Origin of the sequence: Thiomonas sp. X19 (assembly GCF_900089495.1) — a bacterium.
GTDB lineage: Bacteria > Pseudomonadota > Gammaproteobacteria > Burkholderiales > Burkholderiaceae_C > Thiomonas_A.
The window spans coordinates 3,858,512-3,878,486 of the sequence record NZ_LT605203.1 but is presented as its reverse complement, the minus strand read 5'-3'; the positions used below and the strand labels follow the sequence as shown (position 1 = coordinate 3,878,486).

Sequence of the window (19,975 nt, the reverse complement as noted above, 5' to 3'; positions counted from 1 at the left end):
TGGACATGGTGCGGTGGTCAACGATGAGGAGGATATGCCGAGCGGCAATGAGGGCTCGTTCAGGTGAAGAGTCGCGCATCCATGCTCGGCATGCCGTCGTGCACTGCGCCTTCGAGATGACGGGGGCTGGCCTTATTTCCTCGACACCCAGCGTCAGAACCGCGGCAGCAGGTGTTCGTCGGTGGGGTGGGCGCGCTCGGCGTGGGGGCGAGGCGGCGGCGGTGCAGCCGGCCTCGCTCCCGATCGACACTGCCATGGAGAACTGGCCGGCTTCACCTACGCGCGCAGTTGACCAGAGGCATGACTGGCATACGCGCTTGCGGCGGCGCACCGTTCCTGGTGACAGACGCTTCGAATCCAGCGCCGAAAGGTCGGGTTTCCCCCGAGGGCGTTGTACTTGCGCGGTCATTCCGGTTGGCCTACTGTGAAAGCGGCTCAGCCATCAAAACAACATGCCATCGAGGAGACTCAAGTGACACAACCATCGGCAAAGGTGACGAGGCGTACCGCGCTATCCAGCATCGCCACGGCCGCACTCGGAGCTGGAACCCTTCTGACCGGCAGGGCTGCCTCCGCAGAGACGAATGCGGCAATGCTCAACAATCGCGGTGGATGGGAAGAGCAGCCCCCCAACCCAGCCGATCTGCCACCCAACGTCCCACCGTGGATGCAGGAGCAGGGGCGCCCTTTGACGCCTTATGGCCATCCATCTCCCTATGAAAAAGCGGTGGTCCGGGTTCCGACGCATCTCACACCCACCGAGTTGTCCTCCTGGAACTTCACGCCGCTGCAGTATCTGCAGGGCACTGTGACGCCGAACGGGCTGCATTTCGAGAGGCTCCATGCCGGCGTTCCAGACATCCACCCATCGCAGCACCGGCTGCTGATCGAGGGGATGGTCAAACGCCCCATCGTCCTGACCATGGACGATTTGATGCGCTATCCCAGCGTCTCCCGGTTTCACTTCCTGGAGTGCTCCGGCAACACCTTGACCGAGTGGAGAAAACCCATCGGGAAAAATGTGCAGTACACCCATGGGCTGTTGAGTTGCGCCGAGTGGACGGGTGTGCCGCTTGCCGCCATCCTCGACGAAGTCGGCGTCGATCCGAAGGCGACATGGGCGTTGGCCGAAGGCGCGGATGCCGCAGCCATGGATCGCAGCATTCCGGTGCAGAAGCTCTGGGAAGATGCCATCCTCGCCTATGCGCAGAACGGTGAAATGCTGCGCCCCTCCCAAGGCTACCCCTTGCGCCTGTTATTGCCCGGTTATGAGGGGAACATGAACATCAAGTGGCTGCGGCGTCTGAAGTTTGGCTCCGCACCGTTCGAGACCTATGAGGAAACCGCCTACTACACCGAGTTGATGAAAAACGGCAAGGCACGCCAGTTCAACTTCATCATGGAAGCCAAGTCGGTCATCACCTACCCATCGGCCGACATGAAACTGCAACAGCCCGGCTACCACCAAATCTCTGGGTTGGCCTGGTCAGGCAACGGCCGCGTCAGTCGGGTTGACGTCTCCACCGACGCTGGGCGGACCTGGCGGCAGGCTGCGCTGCAGGGCCCCGTGCAGTCGCGTTGCCTGACCCGATTCCGGCTGGACTGGCAGTGGAGTGGCGCGCCCGCAACTCTGCAAAGCCGATGTGTCGATGAAACCGGCTATGTGCAGCCGACCATCGACCAACTCGTCGCCGCCCGTGGCTACAACTCGGTCTATCACATGAACGGCATCCAAAGCTGGAAGGTCGCTGCCAATGGGGAGGTGAGCAATGTTCACGCGTAAAGGCTTCATCGGGGCGTCAGCAGTGGCTGTCGTCGGCCTTTCGATGGCGAATGCGTCGGCTGCCCACGACCATGCGTCACTGGCTTTTGGCACGCCCGCAACGCAGGCGCAAATCGCCGGCTGGAATCTTGACGTGGTGCCTGGCGGTGCGGGATTGCCGTCTGGACGTGGCACACCGGCGGAAGGTTCCAAGTTGTATGCGGCGCAGTGCGCAGCTTGCCATGGGGCCGAAGGCCAGGGCATGGCTGTCCCAGGGCGCGGCATGTTTCCACGCCTTGTCGGTGGCATTGGGACCATCACGACGGATGCCCCAGTGAAGACGGTTGGAAATTTCTGGCCTTATGCGACCGGTCTGTTCGACTACATCCGCCGCGCCATGCCATTCACCAAGCCGCAATCACTGACCGGCGACCAGGTTTATGCCTTGACGGCTTTTATTTTGGCCAAGAACGGGATCATTCCGAACGACGCCGTGATGAATGCCCAGACGTTGCCAGCTGTGAAGATGCCCAATCGCGATGGCTTCTACTCGAGGCCAGAGCCAGAGACAGACAACGTTGCGAACTATTCGGTCTCAGGTCCGTAAGTGGAGCAACTGGACCTGGTGTGTGGACGTGCTCACTTGCCGCTGGCTTCGAGCCCCTCCACATGACGGCAGCGAGCCTGCACTGTGGGGAGGACGCTTGGGCGTGCTGGGGCTCCGTTCCCGACGCGTCGACCGTGGACACCCATGAATCTCACGAAACCCGCATCAGCGTTGGCTCTGCAGCCGGCTGGCTTCAACTAGGGCCTGTGCGCGCGCAGCCAACTGATGAACACGCCGTGCCCCTGATCCTCGGGGCGCGAGCCGGACTTGCACCGCTCGACGTCGCACTGCAGCAGACTGCCGACGCCCGTGGCGAGCATTCGGTCCAGGGTCACGGGCTCGCCCGGCTGCAGCGGAAAATCGGTCTTGATCACGAGACCACCAGGGCCGGAATCTCCCACCATGGTGACGGGGATCCCCGGGGAGTCAGGGCCGGAGGTGACGTGCCAGCCCAAGTGCAGCCGCACAGGCCTGGCCTTGAAGGTGCCGCGGTTGTCCAGGCGTAGGCCTTCGATCTTTCGCAACAGGTCCTGTAGGCGGGGGTCGTCCCAATCGACGTCCACGAGTTTGCTTGTCGGATCGTTGAAACGGCGGGTCATGGCGACACGGGGGGTGGGCCGGTCATGCGAACGGGCCGGTCGATGCAAAGGACTCGCCGGACCCGGATGGGTCCAGCGCCGGGTCATGCCCATCCGGTGGCGGTGTGACACTGAACAGAAGGTCGGGCGGCCGACAGGCTTGAGGCTCCCTCCCCAGACGCAACGATCCAGCCCCGCCGAGCAGGCCCACGTTATGGGCGATGCGCGTGACCGCTCCCGTCAGCCCGGTTTGCAACCAGGTCCCATTGCGGCTGGTGTCGGAGAGCGTGTAGGACCCATGACGCCAGGCAATGACCACATGCTGGCGGGAGATGACGGCCGTTCGCAGAACCACGTCGGCGCGCGGATCCCTGCCGATGCGGATGGGGCGTCCCGGGGTGAAGGTCATGTTCACACGCCCATCGGGACTGCGCAGGTTGAGCCACAGGGGTGCGGCGCGCGGCGTTCCCGGCGCTTGGGTGCAAGCGACCATCCAAGCCCGCACGCCGTCGGTATCCGCTGCGGCGGCAGGCTGGAGTTGGCTGACGAGCGTCTCGGGCAGGCGGGCTACGACGGCTTCGTCGAGCAGAGTCTGCCCGTCGCTCGCCCCTGTGGCCAAGGAGACGGCGCGGAGCAGGGTTTCTCCCTCGTAGGTCGGCGGGCGGCACAGCACGGCACCACAACTCAGCCCCATGTCCAGGTCGAGTCGCAGGTGCGCATCGAAGTTCTGACACCATTGGTCCAGGTGCAGGCGCATGGCGCTTGCCGCCTGCAAAGCCTGCTCGGCTTGCTCGAACAAGACGAGCAGGGAGGTGGAATCCATGTGGACGACAAGCCCGGATGCGGCGGCGGCACGGTGCGCGAGGCGGTTGATGGTCCGTTCCATGAAGGCGAGGGCCTTGGTTTCACCCATGAGCACGAACAGCGCATGCGTGGCCGGGATCTGCGCACTCAGCGCCACCAGCACAGAGGCCGGACGCAGACCTCGCCATTTTTCGAACATGGGTCTGCTCCTACCGTGACGTCGCGGCAGGGGTGCCGGCGGTCAGATCGGCGGGGACGAGCGTATTGATCCAGCACGGCGTTGCGACGTCATCGGGGCGATGCCCGAGTCGCGTGCCTTCCAGGACATACAGCCCCTCGGGAACGTCGGATGCGCCAGGGATGGCTTCGATCCAGTAGGACGTGGCGGCGGACAGTGCCTCGGCTGTGGCCACGTTGATGTGGCCCTGCTCGTCCAGCCCGACTTGCATGACCAAGCGATCAGACTCAGGGCGCTGCGCATCAATGAGCACCAGGGTCCGCGGTCGAAACCGGCCGCGAGGGTCCTGCAACAACGCATCGACCTCGGCAAGCCAGCCATCCAACCGCTGGCTTGAAGTCTTTGCCGAAGATCGATTTTCGGCGTCAATCCGTGGCTTGATCGGGGTCATCAGGGAAGCGCTCTTTCTTCATGTGTTACGCGAAGCCTAGGAGGCTGTCGGACTTGAACCCGAGCGAATCCGATTGATCAGTGCGACGCGTTTTTTTTGACAGCGGCGCGCTGATCGAACGCTCTCGATGGTTGGCGAGACACTGTGAGGGCACATGGGGCGGCCTGGGGACTCGGTTTTGGCGTGGTCGGGGCGCACTATTGCCCTCACGCGGCTCGCAGGACGTGCATGCGCTTGATGTTCCAAGCCATGGTCACCAAGCTCCATTCGCCTTGTGCCTTGGCCAGCCCGCGCATGCTCATCTGGCGCCAACCCATCACTTGCTTGATGATGCCGAACACCGGCTCCACTGTCTGCTTGCGCAGGCCGTACAGGGCTCGGCCTGCTTGCGTGCCCAGGCGGTGTGCCATCTGCACGAGCGGATCCGTCGTCTGGGGCTCGGGCACATCGGGTGCAAAGCGCCCCATCACCGGCGTGTGATGCGACTCCCGCTTGAGCGCCAGCAGCGGCTCGATACCCGCGTCGTTGCACGCGATCACGTTGGCTTGGCTGAAGAAGCCGTTGTCCGTGATGAGCGTGTGCACCTCGCCCAGCACCGCGGGTAACGCTTGGATCTGCTGCAGCGTAGGCACAACTTCGCGCTTGTCGTTGGATGCCTGGCTCACATGCTGGGTGATCACCATCATCGTCGCGATGTCCACGCCGGCTTGTGCGTTGTAGCTTTGCTCGAAGCCCCCACCCGACACGGGCATGATGCGCGACTCTTCATCCGTGAGGTTGACCTGATCGCTGCTCCGGGGGCCGGCCTCTGGCGGCTCAGGGTCCTTGCCGCGCGGCTTCTTGCCCGCCTCGCGCTGGGCTTGGCGCTTGGCGGTCTTGGCCTCGTACTCCTGCTGCTCGACCTGATGGCGTTCGCTGGCGCGCTGCTCGATCTTGGCCTTGGCCTGCGCGATTGCGCTCAAGCGATCTGCACGCAGGGCGATCTCCGCCGGCACATCCATGCCGTCGGGTACCGTCGCGCGGTCGCTGTTCTCTGCCAGCGCCAGCAGCGTTTGTACTTCCTGGCGCAGCTGCGCCTCGATCTTGTTGGCATGAGCCCACGACAAGGCCTTGTGCTTGCTGGCGTTGGCGTCGATCTTGGTGCCATCCAGCGCGATGTGTCCGAGCTTGAGCAGCTTCATCTCGCGCGCCAGAACCAGCACCTGCACGAACAGTGCCTCCACCTCCTTCAAGAAGCGGCGGCGGAACGTCGCCAGCGTGTCGTGATCGGGGTGGGTATTGGCCGCAACAAAGCGGAACGCCACCGAGTCGTAGGTCGCCCGCTCGATCTTGCGGCTGGAGTGCACGCCGTTGGCGTAGCCGTAGATCAGCAGGCCCAGCAGCACCGCCGGATGGTGCGCCGCCGAGCCCCGGCCTGCGTACTGTCGGGCCAGATCGCCCAGATCAAGCTGCTCGATGACTTCGACCACGAAGCGCGCCAAGTGATCAGTGGGCAGCCATTCGTCCACCGACGGTGGCAACAGATATGCGGTGTCTCGGTCAACAGGGACGAAGCGGCTCATCGGCTCGGGCTCTCGGTTGTGCAGCAGCAATTGTCTCGGATAGCGTCTTCATCCGGAAGACCGCAAAGTCCGACAGTCTCCTAGGAAGTCCCATGTGTGATGAATTTGATGCAAATCAAAATAGCTTGACGGGTGTCGTGACACAGCGACAAAAAAGGCGTCAATGTCTGGTTTCCACGGATTGTTGCGGTTGATGCGTCTTGGTGCGGCCGACAGTGCCGCGTCAATCTCCGCGGATGTGGTTCGGCGCCCGAGCGAAAACCGGACCGCGCAACGCGCGTGCTGTGGACTCTCGCCTTGCGCCAGCAGCACATGGGATGGCGGATCCCCGCCAGCGCAGCAGGCCGAGCCCGACGCGGCGATCACCCCCAATTTCAGCCAGTTCCTCGCGCGGCCAGCACGCGCCGCGCCGCCTGGCCCGGGCCGCGGGCCGACGAGGGATTGGCGCAGACGCGTTCGAACATGTCCTGCATCTCCTGAATGACTTCGTCTGCCACGGGGGTGGTTGCGTTGTGGTCGAGATCGATCATGGCCAGAACTGCAGCGCGCGACCGGCGCTCAAACGCGTCAGCAACTTGGGCAGGTGCAGGCCAGGGGCAGGGGCGCGCAAATCGCAACGACACCTGGCATCGTTGCGCGCGTGAACAACAGCCCTCCGCCATTCGAGTGGCCACCCCCAGAAACGCATGAACGAGAGGCGGCCCCGAATCGGAGCGTTCACCGGGTCGTCCGACAGGCCATCAAGCGCCTGCATGCTGACCTTCCCGCTGGACTTGTGCAACCAACCAGTCCAGCAGTTTGCGGGCCGTGTCGAGGTCGCCGGGATTCGCGTGGACCTGGGCGTGCCACTGCGCAGCGGGGCTGGTCTGGAGGCCGCGCGCATGCAAGAAGTCCGCCACCGGATACGGCGTCAACGACTGCCCGTACGCGTCTCCCCGCATCTGAAACCAGGAATAGGCCAAGGCCCCCAGAAACGTCCGAATCTTGAGCGGGTTTGCCGGGCCTTGGAGGGAAGCGCACCATGCCACGATTTGATCCGGCGGCATGGGTTTGGCCAAGCCGAAACCCTGCCCGTATTGCGCCCCCAGGAGCATCGCCGCTTCGATCATCCCGGCATCCTCCAATCCCTCGACGACCACATCCCGGCGAAGATCCCGCCCCATCTGGATGATCGTGACCATCAGGCCCAAGGTTTCGAGGGGGTTGTCGCGGATGCGCATGAGAAGGCCTTGATCGATCTTGATGGTGTCGAACGGCACGCTCGTCAGCCGCAGCAAGCTGCTGTAGCCGGAACCCAGATCATCCATGGCGAGTTCGCAACCCAGGCGCTTGAGTTGGGACAGCGCCGTGTCCTGCGCTCCGCTGTCCAGGACTTGCGTCTCCAGCAGTTCCAGGGTCAGCCGGTCCGGCGCAATACCGTGCAGGCGAAGGCTGTCCTCGGCCCACAAGGCGCATTCGCTGTCGCGCAGCACGCTTGGGGGCATGTTGACGGACACACCGATGCGCAGACCTTGCGCATCCCACTGGGCGAGATGTCCGAGCGCCTTGTCCAACCCCATGCGGAACAGGCGGCTCAGCTCGGCCTCCCCCAGCATCGGAAGGAACATCCCGGGAGCAATCATCTGGCCATCAGCCAGTTCAAGGCGGGCCAGCGCCTCGACCTTGATCAAGTGGCCGCTGCGCAAATCGACGATGGGCTGCATGAACATGCGCAAGCCGCCGGCAAAAAGCTGCTGCCGCAAGATCTCCGCACGCTCCTGCGTCACGACCGCCGCGGGCGCGCTGCAGCGCAACCCGATTTGTTCCCAGCGCTGCTGGATTCCGCGCGTGACTTGGCGCATCACGGCCGACTCGAATTGACCGGGATAGGCCCCGTAGAGGACGAGCACGGCGACAGCATGGCCAGTGGCGTCGTTCAGCGGAATGGCGAGAACGGATCGCAGGCCGAGCACCCGTGCAGACTCGCGCCAAAAGGCATGGCGCGGGTCTCGCGCGTAAGACGCCATGCCGACGATCTCGCAGCGTCTCCAGGCTTGGGCGATCACGCTGCTGCTGCGCGGATCCACCGGATCATGGATCACGACCAGCGAGTCGGTGGCGCGGAGGACCGCGGCGATGCCCTCGCATTGCGATCCGGCGCAGTCCTCGACGGTGAAAATGCCCAGCGTGTTCGGGCGCATTAGGAGTGCGCCAAGAACTCCGGGGAGTTGTGCGAGGAGCGCAAGCTCCAGGGGACGAACATCCGCCAACAACTGTCCATGTCTCGGGAGTGTGGTCGCCAGAACGTCGAGATAGGCCCCGATGGTCGCACCACCAACCTGCAATTGGGTTTGAATGTCGTCCTGAAGGCGTTTTTCGGCGACCAGCAAAATCCGGTAGCGCTCCCGTGCCGGCAAAAGGGCCTGGTTCAGATGTTCCGTCAACAGTCTTCGGTACAAGGCCAGGGAATGCACCAGCAACGCGCTGTTGACCCCGACCAGGGCGTGGGAGCGGCCGAGATGTTGTGCTGCCTGTTGAACGTCCACCAGGGTCGTCTCAGGGGCGAGCAAGAGGCGAAGATGGCCCGCTTGGCGTTGTTTGAGCGCCGCCATTTCCGGGGTGCTCAGATTCGCCAGAATGTCCCTGGAATGGGGCTCTCGATCCAGGTCGGCATAGAACGTATCGACAAAATGTTCCGCCACCTCAGCGAAATGCGCCCTGGCTTTATCCAGGAGGGCGGCAGCGTCCAGACCGTAGGCATCGAACGCTGTTTCGCGCTCCGGCGCCTCCGCGCTCGCGGTTCCCAGGCGCCACCAGGACGTGCCGCCGTGCTTGTGCATCTTGGCCTGGTACATCGCGCCATCGGCCAGACGCATCAGCGCGTCGCCCTCCTCGGCATCCGTCGGAAAAAGTGCCAGCCCCATGCTCAAGCCGACCGTTGCCGTCTGCCCCGGGGCGACGGTCACCGGGGTCTCCACCGCGTGATGCAGTCGATCGGCAATCCGAGCGAGTTGGGCTGTCGTCTGGCATGCGTCCAGATCTTCGATCACGACGATGAACTCATCGCCTCCAAGCCTGGCGAGCCAATCCGATTCGCGCAACTCGGCCCGCAGCCGCTTGGCCAGTTCCTGGAGAAGCGCGTCACCGGCCTCGTGGCCCCAGGTGTCATTGACAGGTTTGAAATCATCCAGATCGATCATGCCGACAGCCATCGCCGTGCCGTTGCGATGGGCGCGCGCGATCGCCTTGGGTAGATGCGCTTCCAGAGCCCTTCGGTTGGGCAGCCCGGTGAGCGTGTCGTGCAGCGCCTCGTGCTCGACTTGCGCCTGAAGTCGATCCCGCGCCGTCACATCGACGACCGTCCAGACGGCGAGGGCGTTCTGCATGTCCTGCACGATGCCGCCAGACAGGTCGCAGGTGATGACGCCGCCGTCACGGCACCGCAGGCGTACGCTCGTCAGCTGCACGGACCCAGTCGCATAGAGATCCGGATACAGGGACTTGACGCGGGCGAACTCGCTGTCATCGGGGTAGAGGATGCCGGTCGCCTGACCGATCAATGCCGTCTTGCTGGCATACCCAAGCAGGGTCGCGAATCGCGGATTGGCGTCGACGATGCGGCGCCCTCGCGTCAGCGCAATGCCCGCGACAGCGTTGTCCAACAGCGCTTCACGCAACAGCGCGGCATGACGTGCTCGCTCCGCAAGGTCCATGCGATCGAGGCCGCCGGAGACGTCGGATGCCAGCCGGTCGAGCAGGGACTCGGCCATGCCGCCGAAGAGTTCGGCGCGTCCGCCGTACATCGCGAACACCCCCCACATTCTGCCGCTGCGTCGAATGGGCAGAACGACCATGGAGCGCACATCGAAGGGGTTTGCACGTTCGGCATGGGGATCCGGTGACCGCGTGGAAGCAACGATCGCGATGCGCACGCTCTGCCCATCGCGCCAAGCCCGCCCGATCGCCCCCTGGCCTTCCATCAAGCCCGGGCTGCCGGTCGCCGCGAGTCCGTCCAGGTTGCCCTGCGCCTTGCTCGCCGCGGCGAGCACCTCGACGTTTTGCGTGTCCCCTGGCCTTCCGATCCAGGCCAGCTTGAGGTTGGCCAGCTTGACCGTCATCTGACACAGGGTCGTGAGCAGGGACGCCTCGTCGTCGGCGCGGGCGATCGCCTGATTGACTTGAGCCAGCATGGCGTTGAATTCCGCCAGTTGGCGTTGACGCTTGGCATAGAGTCCGCGTTGGCGAATCTGGCTTCGCACGCTCAAGGCGACGAGACCGAGGAGCAGGATGGTCCCCGCCTCGAAGATCCAGCGCATCAGCGCGGTCTGCCAATACCGCTGCCACACCAGCCCGGATGGCCAACTCGCCTCCACGATCAGCGGGTAACCTGGAAGCGCGATCTGAACCGCCGCAGAGGGCGCCGTCTTGGGGCCGAAGGCCACCCGTCCTTGCTTCCAGACGCCGAGCACGCGATTGCTGCGCACGTCGAACATGGCGAGTGTCCATGGAAGCGGGAACCGGGAATCGCCGAGCAGTTGATCCAGCCGATACGGAGCGCTGACGAAGTATCGGGTCCGTCCTTGCGCATCCTGCACCCGATACTTCATGGTCAAGACGTGCGCGCTCGCGCGGGCGATGGATCGGCTTGGCCCCAGCAAGAAATTGGGGTTGGATGCCAACGGCGTCAGCGCTTGTTCCGTGAGCGCCGGGGCGTGGCTGTGCGGTTCGGTGGACCACAGGACGGCGCCATCGGGCGCTTCGATGTTGACGACGTAAAGCCCAGGATGCCACGCCATGAGGCGGCGCAGGGATTGCACGGCTTTGGGGTCCGGTGATGCCGGGTCGGCGTCGGGGCCGTGCAGGGCGGCGGCGGCAAACTGCAATTCGGTGAACCGGGTCTGAAGGCGATTGGCGATGCCGTTCGCGTAGCTTGATGCTTCGCGCCGGGCTTCTAGCACGACCCGGCCCTGGATCTGGTNCACAGGGTCGTGAGCAGGGACGCCTCGTCGTCGGCGCGGGCGATCGCCTGATTGACTTGAGCCAGCATGGCGTTGAATTCCGCCAGTTGGCGTTGACGCTTGGCATAGAGTCCGCGTTGGCGAATCTGGCTTCGCACGCTCAAGGCGACGAGACCGAGGAGCAGGATGGTCCCCGCCTCGAAGATCCAGCGCATCAGCGCGGTCTGCCAATACCGCTGCCACACCAGCCCGGATGGCCAACTCGCCTCCACGATCAGCGGGTAACCTGGAAGCGCGATCTGAACCGCCGCAGAGGGCGCCGTCTTGGGGCCGAAGGCCACCCGTCCTTGCTTCCAGACGCCGAGCACGCGATTGCTGCGCACGTCGAACATGGCGAGTGTCCATGGAAGCGGGAACCGGGAATCGCCGAGCAGTTGATCCAGCCGATACGGAGCGCTGACGAAGTATCGGGTCCGTCCTTGCGCATCCTGCACCCGATACTTCATGGTCAAGACGTGCGCGCTCGCGCGGGCGATGGATCGGCTTGGCCCCAGCAAGAAATTGGGGTTGGATGCCAACGGCGTCAGCGCTTGTTCCGTGAGCGCCGGGGCGTGGCTGTGCGGTTCGGTGGACCACAGGACGGCGCCATCGGGCGCTTCGATGTTGACGACGTAAAGCCCAGGATGCCACGCCATGAGGCGGCGCAGGGATTGCACGGCTTTGGGGTCCGGTGATGCCGGGTCGGCGTCGGGGCCGTGCAGGGCGGCGGCGGCAAACTGCAATTCGGTGAACCGGGTCTGAAGGCGATTGGCGATGCCGTTCGCGTAGCTTGATGCTTCGCGCCGGGCTTCTAGCACGACCCGGCCCTGGATCTGGTGGTATTGATTGCGTTCGGCCCATATCCCCCACACGACCACCAGCAGGGCGGGCAGGACAAGCAGCAGCCCCTCCCTGAGCAGGCGGATGCGTGAGGAGCGCGTGGTTGGGGTCTGTAGCTTCTTGGCCGCAGTGAACACAATGGGCTCTCGATCGCGGGGTGCGCGGGGAAGTGGACTCCGGCGCATGGCGACGCCATGCTCACCGTGTTTTGTGCAGCATCGACCCGGGGATGGATCGGCCCTTCCGCCGGTCTTCCGACCGGGTTCCAGGCCCACGCATCTTGATCTTCCGCGCGGGGCTCAAGCACTGGACGCGCTGAGCCGTGCCGGGGAGGAACGCATTCATGCGCGGCTAAGAGGCCGGCGGCTCGGCATGCCTGACGGGTTGGACGCAGCCGTGAACGAGGGCCAGGATGGCGAAACGGTAAGCGGGATCGCGCGCCATACGTTCCACGCGGTCGGCGGCTGACGGCAGGGATTGCGGCGCGCCGCGCTGCAGGACCTCCAGGGTTGACACCACGCGATCATCCGCCCAGACCTGAACATTGCCGTGGACGTCCCAGTGTGCGCAGAGATCGGACACGTTGATGGCTATAGGGGAAAGGGGGAAGGGGGAAGGGTCCGCCGCAACGATGGCCGGGAACTTGGCGACGGAGGCCACAACCAAGGTGAGATGCCAAAGCCGCAGCGGAGCGAGCATCCTAAGGGGTCTTCGGGTGGAAAGGCCACCGCAGGAGCCGGTCCATGGCCATTTCATGACCTAGATCATGAAACTGCGTGGAATCCATCCCCCAACGCTGGGTTCGCGCAACCCTCACCAAGTGCCGTGCACGCCCCAGTTTGGACAGCACCGTCCCTGGCCAGCGCCCGATACAAGGTTGAGCGATGCACCCCCAGCAGTTCGGTCGCCTCTCCCGCGCGCTGCGGCCGTTCTGCTCCATCAGGCTGCGCGCATGGTCCATCTGCGCCGCGCTGAGCGTGGGCGGTGGCCCGAACCGGACCTCCCGCGCCTGGGCCGCCCGGGCGCCCACTGCTGGTGCGCTCCAGGATGAGTCAGGGCTCAAACTCCGTCATTCCGGCAAACAGGGTGAGCACCATCCGTCCGGCCGGCGCCGTGGTGTCCGCCCAGGGCTCCGCCAGACTGCGCAAGCCCGCCCCGGCCGCTGGACGCGCGCGGCAATCTCCAGCAAATCCCGGGTACTGCGCGCCAGCCGGTCCAGCCGGGTCACACTCACCACATCCCCCGCGCGCAAATGATCCGGCATCCGTTCCAATTCCGGGCGCGCGCTGCGCCCCCGACACCTTCGCTGCAAAGAGGCGGCTGCAGCCCGCGGCCTGCGCAGGTTTTGACCGATGCCGCATTGATCGCGGTCGCCGTGCCGTGTCTCTGCGAGTTCGTGTGGGTGCTCCGCAGGGTCTACAGCTTTCAGGCCGCTGACGTGGCGACCGCGATCCGCACCCTACTGGCAGTTGTGAATGTGGGGGTGAACCGGCCTGCCGTCGAAGCCGGCCTGTCGGTGCTTGAGGCGGGCGGCGATTTCACGGATGGTGTGATTGCCTATGAGGGGGGCTGGCTCGGCGGGGCAAGCTTTGTGTCTTTTGACCGGAAGGCGGTCGCGCCGCTGACCGCACAGGGGCGATCCGCACGCCTTTTGTGAGACGCTTCACAAACAGAACCTGCGCAACAGCCCAGCCATGCCGGGGTTGCGCATTCACCGCGTTGGCCCTCCCATGCCGATCAACCTCGATGGCCGTCGAGGCCATCCAGGCTGAACTCGTCCGCAGCGGCAACCGCTGTGAGCATTGCGGCAAACAACACGAGCCGATGGAGCACTGCGCATCGAACGGCGGGAGTGGGCCTGATCGTGGTCTGCGTGCCCTGGCCAACATCCCCATGGAAACTCCCTCACGACCGCTGAAGTGCCGACCGTGATGGACCGACGATTTCCGGAACTTGCGTGAAGGAATGCACGTTTAGGCGCTTTGGGTGCGTTGCCAGCGCGGCGAGTTGCCCCCCGTTTGGGCACAATCGCCGACATGTTGTCCCTCGCTTCTTGCGCTCGCGCTTCATCGGCCCGATGCGACCCCATCTCTCGCCTGAGCACCCCATCCCGAATCACGGCCTTGCTGGCGCTGCCAGTGGTCATCATGTTGCTGTGGGCGATCTGGAACGAATCTTGGCAATTCCAAATCGCCAAGCAGGAGGTGCAGGCCCGCGCGCAGAGCGCGGCCCTGCAATACGCCAATCGAATCGCCAGCCGGCTCGATGGGCAATTCTCCGCGCTGCAATTCCTCGGCACCGCGCTGTTGCCGCCAGACAGTGCCTCGAGTCCGCCCAGCGCCAAGACGATCGCAATTCTCCGGCTCTATCTGGCTTTGCACCCAAGCCTCTATGCCTTCAATATCCAATCGCCGGATGGAAACCGGATCGTCTGGTCTACCCGCCGGCAGAGCGCCCGCCCCATCAATCCGGGGCGCGTCTTGACTCCCCTTTCACGGAATTCGCAGTTTCTACTGGGTCAGGACCAATATGCGCAACGCGTCCAGTCGCGCGTGATCCCCATACGCTACCGGGTTGCCGATCGCCTGGGCCGAACCCGGTTTTTCGTGGGCACGCCCTATCGGGTCGACCGGTTACTGGGCCATGTCGATTCTGCGTCCTGGCGCTTCCAGGTCATCGATACCCGTGATCGCAGCGTCGTCGGCATCTGGCAGGGTGGCCAGGTTGGCTGGGCGGCAACGCTCTCCAAGCCTGCGGCAACAGCGTTTGGCCCGGACATTGCGGTGCCCGGCTACCCCTTCATGATCCAGGTTCGATGGCCCCCTGCGCTCGTCGTCCAGGCCTGGATCAAGGGAGCCTGGCCGCGCTGGCTGCTCGAGGTTCTCGCCGTCGCGCTTCTGACTCTGGCCGCCTGGTGGATGCGCCGTCTGCTGCGGCAGCAACAAGCCGACAGAAGCCGCCTGCGAACTGCGGCGTACAGCGACCCGCTGACGGGCCTGCCCAACCGCTTGGCTTTGCAGCAGCGCCTGCCCCTGGCGCTGGCGCAAGCCAAGCGCAACGGGACCCAATTGGCCGTCGGATACATGGATCTGGATGATTTCAAACCAGTCAACGACACCTGGGGGCATGCGGCGGGTGATGCGCTGTTGCAGAGTCTTGCCCAACGCCTGCGATCCTGCATGCGCGGAACCGATCTGGTGGCGCGCTTGGGTGGGGATGAGTTCGTCCTGGTCTTCGAAGGCCTGACACGACCCGACGATCTGATGGCAGCGCTTCAGCGTATCCATACTGCCGTCGAGCAACCCTTTGCACTTCCCGGCGGCCACCGCGCCCAGGTCGGTCTCAGTCTCGGGCTGACCCTATACCCCGACGACGACTCCGACGCCGATTTGCTGCTGCGGCATGCCGACGCCGCGTTGTATGTCAGCAAACTGCACAAGGCTGACCGCCCCCATTGGTGGCGGCTCTGGGGACAAGACACCCAGGACAGCGAGGAAACGCGGCTGGAGTGCAATCCATTGCACATCGATCCCTATGGCCCAACAGCCGGAGGATTGCTCGAATCGGCGCAAGAGCATTTTGCGGCGGTGGCAGACCGTTTTGTCGAGCGTTTTTACGCCGCTGTTGCCCAGGAGCCTGAGTCGACGGAGATTCTCGCGCGCCTGAGCCCAGCCGAATTCGTCCACCTCAAGGCACATCAGGCCGAACACCTGCGCAGCCTGCTGTCCGCGGATTTGACGGAAGACGGCCAGCGCCAGCGGGCCGCCCAGGTCGGCCGGATCCACGCCCTTGTTGGCATGCGATCGGCGGTCGTGGTCAAGTCATTCGGACGGTATCTGCAACTGCTGAGTCAGATCGCCGGAAGTTTGCCTGCCCGCGCTGCGGACCGGCAAGATCTCGTACACATCCTGATCGGCCGGCTGCAAGTCGAACTGGAAGCCCAGGTCGAGTCCATCCAGCAGACCCACGATCCATTTCCACAGTGGATTTTCAGACTGGAGCAACGGCTCCCGGAATGGGTGCACTGGGTCGATTTTGCGCGGGACATGCTCGATGAGATCATCAAGCTGCCGGGCCTTTGTGCTGCCGTTTTTTACAAACCCGATGCGCAGGGGCACTTCGTTTACGAATTCAACTCCGGACGCTTCGGGGACTACATGCGCTCCCTCGAACGCCATGGCGTGCCATCGTTGGAGCTGAACAGGCACAGCCCCTACGGCCAATCCCCGCATCCCCGCGCCTGGCGCAGTGAGCGCATTGAAACCAACCCCAGCTATTCCAGCGATCCCCGCATGGCCCCCTGGAAAGAAGCCGCGCACGCGGTGGGCATCCGCAGTTCGGTCGCCATTCCGATCAAGGACGGACGGGACCATATGGTGGGCGTGATCGGCCTGTATGGCTTGTATCCCGGACAGTTCGAGAGCGCGGCGATGCACGCGTTCTTCGACAGCCTGGCGCAGGTCTGCCGCCGTTTTCTGCAAAGATCCCAATCCTCGCGTCTGAGCCCGCCTCTTCCTGCGCAGGAGCGGAGTCATTGGCGCGAACGGCTGTTCGGCGGCGGACTGGAGATGTTCATGCAGCCGGTGGTCAATCTGCACACGGGCAAGCCCTTCAAGGTCGAGGCGCTGGCCCGCCTGCGACTGGAGGATGGGCAGTTGATCACCCCGGGGCAGTTCTTGTCGGCATTTGGAAGCAGCGAGCTTGCCCACCTGTTCGTTCTCGGGCTGGATCAGGCGCTGTCCCAGGTTTCCCGATGGGATGCCCAGGGCCTGTCGCTAGGAGGCTGTCGGACTTGAACCCGAGCGAATCCGATTGATCAGTGCGACGCGTTTTTTTTGACAGCGGCGCGCTGATCGAACGCTCTCGATGGTTGGCGAGACACTGTGAGGGCACATGGGGCGGCCTGGGGACTCGGTTTTGGCGTGGTCGGGGCGCACTATTGCCCTCACGCGGCTCGCAGGACGTGCATGCGCTTGATGTTCCAAGCCATGGTCACCAAGCTCCATTCGCCTTGTGCCTTGGCCAGCCCGCGCATGCTCATCTGGCGCCAACCCATCACTTGCTTGATGATGCCGAACACCGGCTCCACTGTCTGCTTGCGCAGGCCGTACAGGGCTCGGCCTGCTTGCGTGCCCAGGCGGTGTGCCATCTGCACGAGCGGATCCGTCGTCTGGGGCTCGGGCACATCGGGTGCAAAGCGCCCCATCACCGGCGTGTGATGCGACTCCCGCTTGAGCGCCAGCAGCGGCTCGATACCCGCGTCGTTGCACGCGATCACGTTGGCTTGGCTGAAGAAGCCGTTGTCCGTGATGAGCGTGTGCACCTCGCCCAGCACCGCGGGTAACGCTTGGATCTGCTGCAGCGTAGGCACAACTTCGCGCTTGTCGTTGGATGCCTGGCTCACATGCTGGGTGATCACCATCATCGTCGCGATGTCCACGCCGGCTTGTGCGTTGTAGCTTTGCTCGAAGCCCCCACCCGACACGGGCATGATGCGCGACTCTTCATCCGTGAGGTTGACCTGATCGCTGCTCCGGGGGCCGGCCTCTGGCGGCTCAGGGTCCTTGCCGCGCGGCTTCTTGCCCGCCTCGCGCTGGGCTTGGCGCTTGGCGGTCTTGGCCTCGTACTCCTGCTGCTCGACCTGATGGCGTTCGCTGGCGCGCTGCTCGATCTTGGCCTTGGCCTGCGCGATTGCGCTCAAGCGATCTGCACGCAGGGCGATCTCCGCCGGCACATCCATGCCGTCGGGTACCGTCGCGCGGTCGCTGTTCTCTGCCAGCGCCAGCAGCGTTTGTACTTCCTGGCGCAGCTGCGCCTCGATCTTGTTGGCATGAGCCCACGACAAGGCCTTGTGCTTGCTGGCGTTGGCGTCGATCTTGGTGCCATCCAGCGCGATGTGTCCGAGCTTGAGCAGCTTCATCTCGCGCGCCAGAACCAGCACCTGCACGAACAGTGCCTCCACCTCCTTCAAGAAGCGGCGGCGGAACGTCGCCAGCGTGTCGTGATCGGGGTGGGTATTGGCCGCAACAAAGCGGAACGCCACCGAGTCGTAGGTCGCCCGCTCGATCTTGCGGCTGGAGTGCACGCCGTTGGCGTAGCCGTAGATCAGCAGGCCCAGCAGCACCGCCGGATGGTGCGCCGCCGAGCCCCGGCCTGCGTACTGTCGGGCCAGATCGCCCAGATCAAGCTGCTCGATGACTTCGACCACGAAGCGCGCCAAGTGATCAGTGGGCAGCCATTCGTCCACCGACGGTGGCAACAGATATGCGGTGTCTCGGTCAACAGGGACGAAGCGGCTCATCGGCTCGGGCTCTCGGTTGTGCAGCAGCAATTGTCTCGGATAGCGTCTTCATCCGGAAGACCGCAAAGTCCGACAGTCTCCTAGACATCTCCATCAATCTGCCCCCCGAAGTGTTGCTCGACGCCGATTACCCGCGCTGGATCGACGACGCCTTGCAGAAGCACGGCATGGCCCCGGGACGCCTGCACCTGGAGATTCTGGAAAGCGCGGAGTTTGACGATGACAAGCGCCGCGATGCGGCTGTGCAAATGCTGACCGATTTGGGCGTGCGGCTGGTCATGGACGATCTGGGCTCGGGCTACAGCAGCCTGCTGCGTTTGCGCACCCTGCCGTTTCATGCCGTCAAGATCGATCAGGGGCTGGTGCGCGAAGCGCACAAAGATCCCCGCCGGATCATCGGCTTCATCGGCGCGCTGGTGCGGCTGGGGAAAGGACTCGGACTCACGGTGGCGGTCGAAGGCCTGGAGACGCCAGACCTGATCGAGGCCGCGGCCGTGTTGGGTGCGGACGGTGGCCAGGGCTACGCGCTGGCCAAGCCGATGCCCGCTTCCGAGCTGCCGGACTGGGTGCGGCATTTCCGTCTGAGCATCGATCCCTCCAGCCCCCGAACTCCCCTGGGCGCAGTCGCGGCAGATTGGCTTCGCGAACAAACCGTTTTCATTCCCCAATCTCCATCGGGGGATCTGGCCCGGCGTTGTGATGCGGCCGCGACATAGTCCGCCGCTCCAGTCACGTCAACAAAAACTCTGCTGCACGGCCACACACTCGGGCTGTTTCCGTGGATTCCTGGAAGCTTTCCAAGCTGCCGCCCGTTCCAAAATGGAGGACTCGTCATCCTTGCTGGTGTGCAGGGCCGGCATCTCGTGATGGGCGCCGCCCTGCGCGCCGGGAATGGGAAGCTGGGCGACAAGTTCCGCATATACGCGCTGGAGATGCGATGTCCGAGTCCAGGTAGCCAGCCGCCGCCCAACTCGATGAGGGCGATGCACTGGCCGGCGTCCGTGGGAACGTCGTAAAGGGCGCCGACCTGGTTCGGAAGATAACCCGGCATCGCCGAAGCGTCGCGCAGTTGGGCGATGCGGCTCTCGGCCACCGGCCGGGTGTCGAGCCCCAGGACGGCTTCGACAACAGCAGCGACGTCATTCGGCAACAGCACTGGGCCCGAGCGGTCGCGGAAGCGATGCTTGCCGTCGTGATCATGGCCAAGCTCGGTTTGGAAGGCTGCCTCAACTTTCGCCGCGGGCCCCAGTAGCTTGACCAGGCGCCTACTGGGTTCAACGGAAACCACACTCAGCCCGGCTTGCTGTGCAAAATCGGTGATGCATCGAATGTCGCTTTGATGTGCCGTGGTGCGAAGGGCGTTCAACTCGTTGCGGGTGCAGCCGTGCGTGGTCTTGGCAGTGTCAGGGCGGGGTTTGAGGTCAACGCGGACCTCGGCCGGCTCGTCCGGCGCCACATCGGCGCTGCGGCTGGCGATCGGCTCCAATCTGTGGCTGCCCGGCAATTCGACATACGTGCGACGCGTCATGCGTGAGCTCCGGTGGGCCCGTACGTTCAAGGGTCATGGCGGGCCGGCGCCCCGCTTGCTCGCCGCGCGCCTTCGTCACCATCTGCCACCCCGCCAACGTGGGCCTCGATCCGGGCACAACGCGCGCGATATTGTTTTCGTCTGCGCCCTCTGCGCCCCCAGGGTCGGCTCGCCGGCCCGCCCCCCCATGGGGGTCAAGGAAACTTGGGGCGGCCCTGCGTTTCCTTGAGAGGGCGACGCTGAACAAGTCCCTCGTGCGCATCGCGTCCGCGCCTCGGGCGGTCTGCGGCGTTGCAAATCCGCGCCATAGCTTGGGCTATGGCTGTGGTTTGCGCCTTGCATCCCATCCCGATGCGCGGCGCGCTGCATCACGGGAACTTGTTCAGCG

The 19,975-nt window shown here is 64.4% G+C and carries 13 protein-coding genes and 2 pseudogenes; 5 read left to right on the top strand and 10 right to left on the bottom strand.

Going from position 1 to position 19,975, the window contains the following annotated elements:
- The first annotated feature begins 592 nt into the window (after positions 1–592).
- The gene (soxC, locus tag THIX_RS18860) at positions 593–1,783 is read left to right on the top strand and encodes a sulfite dehydrogenase (protein WP_199195334.1); all 1,191 of its coding nucleotides are present in this window, start codon (positions 593–595) and stop codon (positions 1,781–1,783) included.
- A complete protein-coding gene (locus THIX_RS18855) occupies positions 1,770–2,369 on the top strand; it encodes a c-type cytochrome (RefSeq protein WP_112487418.1) in 600 nt (199 codons plus the stop codon). The genes soxC and THIX_RS18855 overlap by 14 nt, the downstream gene beginning before the upstream one ends.
- 197 nt (positions 2,370–2,566) lie before the next feature.
- Here THIX_RS18855 and THIX_RS18850 read toward each other — a convergent pair whose 3' ends face one another.
- From THIX_RS18850 to THIX_RS24400, 8 genes are all read right to left on the bottom strand, one after another.
- On the bottom strand, positions 2,567–2,968 hold the full coding sequence (locus THIX_RS18850) for a hypothetical protein (RefSeq protein ID WP_112487417.1): 402 nt from the start codon (positions 2,966–2,968) through the stop codon (positions 2,567–2,569).
- 22 nt (positions 2,969–2,990) lie between these two features.
- Entirely contained in the window at positions 2,991–3,950 is a 960-nt protein-coding gene (locus THIX_RS18845) for an FHA domain-containing protein (protein WP_112487416.1), read from the bottom strand.
- Between the two features lie 10 nt (positions 3,951–3,960).
- The gene (locus tag THIX_RS18840; protein ID WP_146748639.1) at positions 3,961–4,206 is read right to left on the bottom strand and encodes a hypothetical protein; all 246 of its coding nucleotides are present in this window, start codon (positions 4,204–4,206) and stop codon (positions 3,961–3,963) included.
- A 380-nt stretch (positions 4,207–4,586) separates the two neighbouring features.
- Positions 4,587–5,942 (bottom strand): IS1182-like element ISThsp16 family transposase, encoded by a 1,356-nt coding sequence (locus THIX_RS18835; protein WP_112484377.1) that lies wholly within the window; start codon positions 5,940–5,942, stop codon positions 4,587–4,589.
- Between the two features lie 374 nt (positions 5,943–6,316).
- Positions 6,317–6,472, bottom strand: coding sequence for a hypothetical protein (locus THIX_RS23615; RefSeq protein ID WP_158540960.1), 156 nt, complete (start codon positions 6,470–6,472; stop codon positions 6,317–6,319).
- A gap of 210 nt (positions 6,473–6,682) precedes the next feature.
- Positions 6,683–10,879: an EAL domain-containing protein gene (locus THIX_RS18825; protein ID WP_158540959.1), complete on the bottom strand. Its 4,197-nt coding sequence runs from the start codon at positions 10,877–10,879 to the stop codon at positions 6,683–6,685.
- 1,230 nt (positions 10,880–12,109) lie between these two features.
- Entirely contained in the window at positions 12,110–12,340 is a 231-nt protein-coding gene (locus THIX_RS18820) for a hypothetical protein (RefSeq protein WP_158540957.1), read from the bottom strand.
- 487 nt (positions 12,341–12,827) lie between these two features.
- Positions 12,828–13,022 carry a recombinase family protein gene (locus THIX_RS24400; protein WP_233224633.1) on the bottom strand — a complete coding sequence of 65 codons (195 nt, stop codon included), beginning with the start codon at positions 13,020–13,022 and terminating at the stop codon, positions 12,828–12,830.
- 72 nt (positions 13,023–13,094) lie between these two features.
- On the opposite strand from THIX_RS24400, the pseudogene THIX_RS18810 reads away from it, so the two are divergent.
- Positions 13,095–13,415, top strand: a pseudogene (locus THIX_RS18810) (VapC toxin family PIN domain ribonuclease); the annotation flags it as partial.
- 466 nt (positions 13,416–13,881) lie between these two features.
- On the top strand, positions 13,882–16,554 hold the full coding sequence (locus THIX_RS18805; RefSeq protein ID WP_158540956.1) for a diguanylate cyclase domain-containing protein: 2,673 nt from the start codon (positions 13,882–13,884) through the stop codon (positions 16,552–16,554).
- Positions 16,555–16,703: 149 nt separating this feature from the next.
- Here the strand turns inward: THIX_RS18805 and THIX_RS18800 are convergent, their stop codons facing one another.
- Positions 16,704–18,059 carry an IS1182-like element ISThsp16 family transposase gene (locus THIX_RS18800; RefSeq protein ID WP_112484377.1) on the bottom strand — a complete coding sequence of 452 codons (1,356 nt, stop codon included), beginning with the start codon at positions 18,057–18,059 and terminating at the stop codon, positions 16,704–16,706.
- On the opposite strand from THIX_RS18800, the pseudogene THIX_RS18795 reads away from it, so the two are divergent.
- Positions 18,023–18,586 (top strand): annotated as a pseudogene (locus THIX_RS18795) (EAL domain-containing protein); the annotation flags it as partial. The gene THIX_RS18800 and the pseudogene THIX_RS18795 sit on opposite strands and share 37 nt — an antisense overlap.
- Here the strand turns inward: THIX_RS18795 and THIX_RS24990 are convergent.
- Positions 18,580–19,587, bottom strand: coding sequence for a protease pro-enzyme activation domain-containing protein (locus THIX_RS24990; RefSeq protein WP_112487410.1), 1,008 nt, complete (start codon positions 19,585–19,587; stop codon positions 18,580–18,582). The pseudogene THIX_RS18795 and the gene THIX_RS24990 overlap by 7 nt on opposite strands.
- Positions 19,588–19,975 lie beyond the last annotated feature (388 nt).

Excerpts from the sequence above, each read along its gene's own strand:
- THIX_RS18800 (WP_112484377.1), bottom strand. The coding sequence starts at position 18,059 with ATGAGCCGCTTCGTCCCTGTTGACCGAGACACCGCATATCTGTTGCCA.
- soxC (WP_199195334.1), top strand. The coding sequence starts at position 593 with ATGCTCAACAATCGCGGTGGATGGGAAGAGCAGCCCCCCAACCCAGCC.
- THIX_RS18855 (WP_112487418.1), top strand. The coding sequence starts at position 1,770 with ATGTTCACGCGTAAAGGCTTCATCGGGGCGTCAGCAGTGGCTGTCGTC.
- THIX_RS24990 (WP_112487410.1), bottom strand. The coding sequence starts at position 19,587 with ATGACGCGTCGCACGTATGTCGAATTGCCGGGCAGCCACAGATTGGAG.
- THIX_RS18845 (WP_112487416.1), bottom strand. The coding sequence starts at position 3,950 with ATGTTCGAAAAATGGCGAGGTCTGCGTCCGGCCTCTGTGCTGGTGGCG.
- THIX_RS18835 (WP_112484377.1), bottom strand. The coding sequence starts at position 5,942 with ATGAGCCGCTTCGTCCCTGTTGACCGAGACACCGCATATCTGTTGCCA.
- THIX_RS23615 (WP_158540960.1), bottom strand. The coding sequence starts at position 6,472 with ATGATCGATCTCGACCACAACGCAACCACCCCCGTGGCAGACGAAGTC.
- THIX_RS18850 (WP_112487417.1), bottom strand. The coding sequence starts at position 2,968 with ATGACCCGCCGTTTCAACGATCCGACAAGCAAACTCGTGGACGTCGAT.
- THIX_RS24400 (WP_233224633.1), bottom strand. The coding sequence starts at position 13,022 with ATGCCGGATCATTTGCGCGCGGGGGATGTGGTGAGTGTGACCCGGCTG.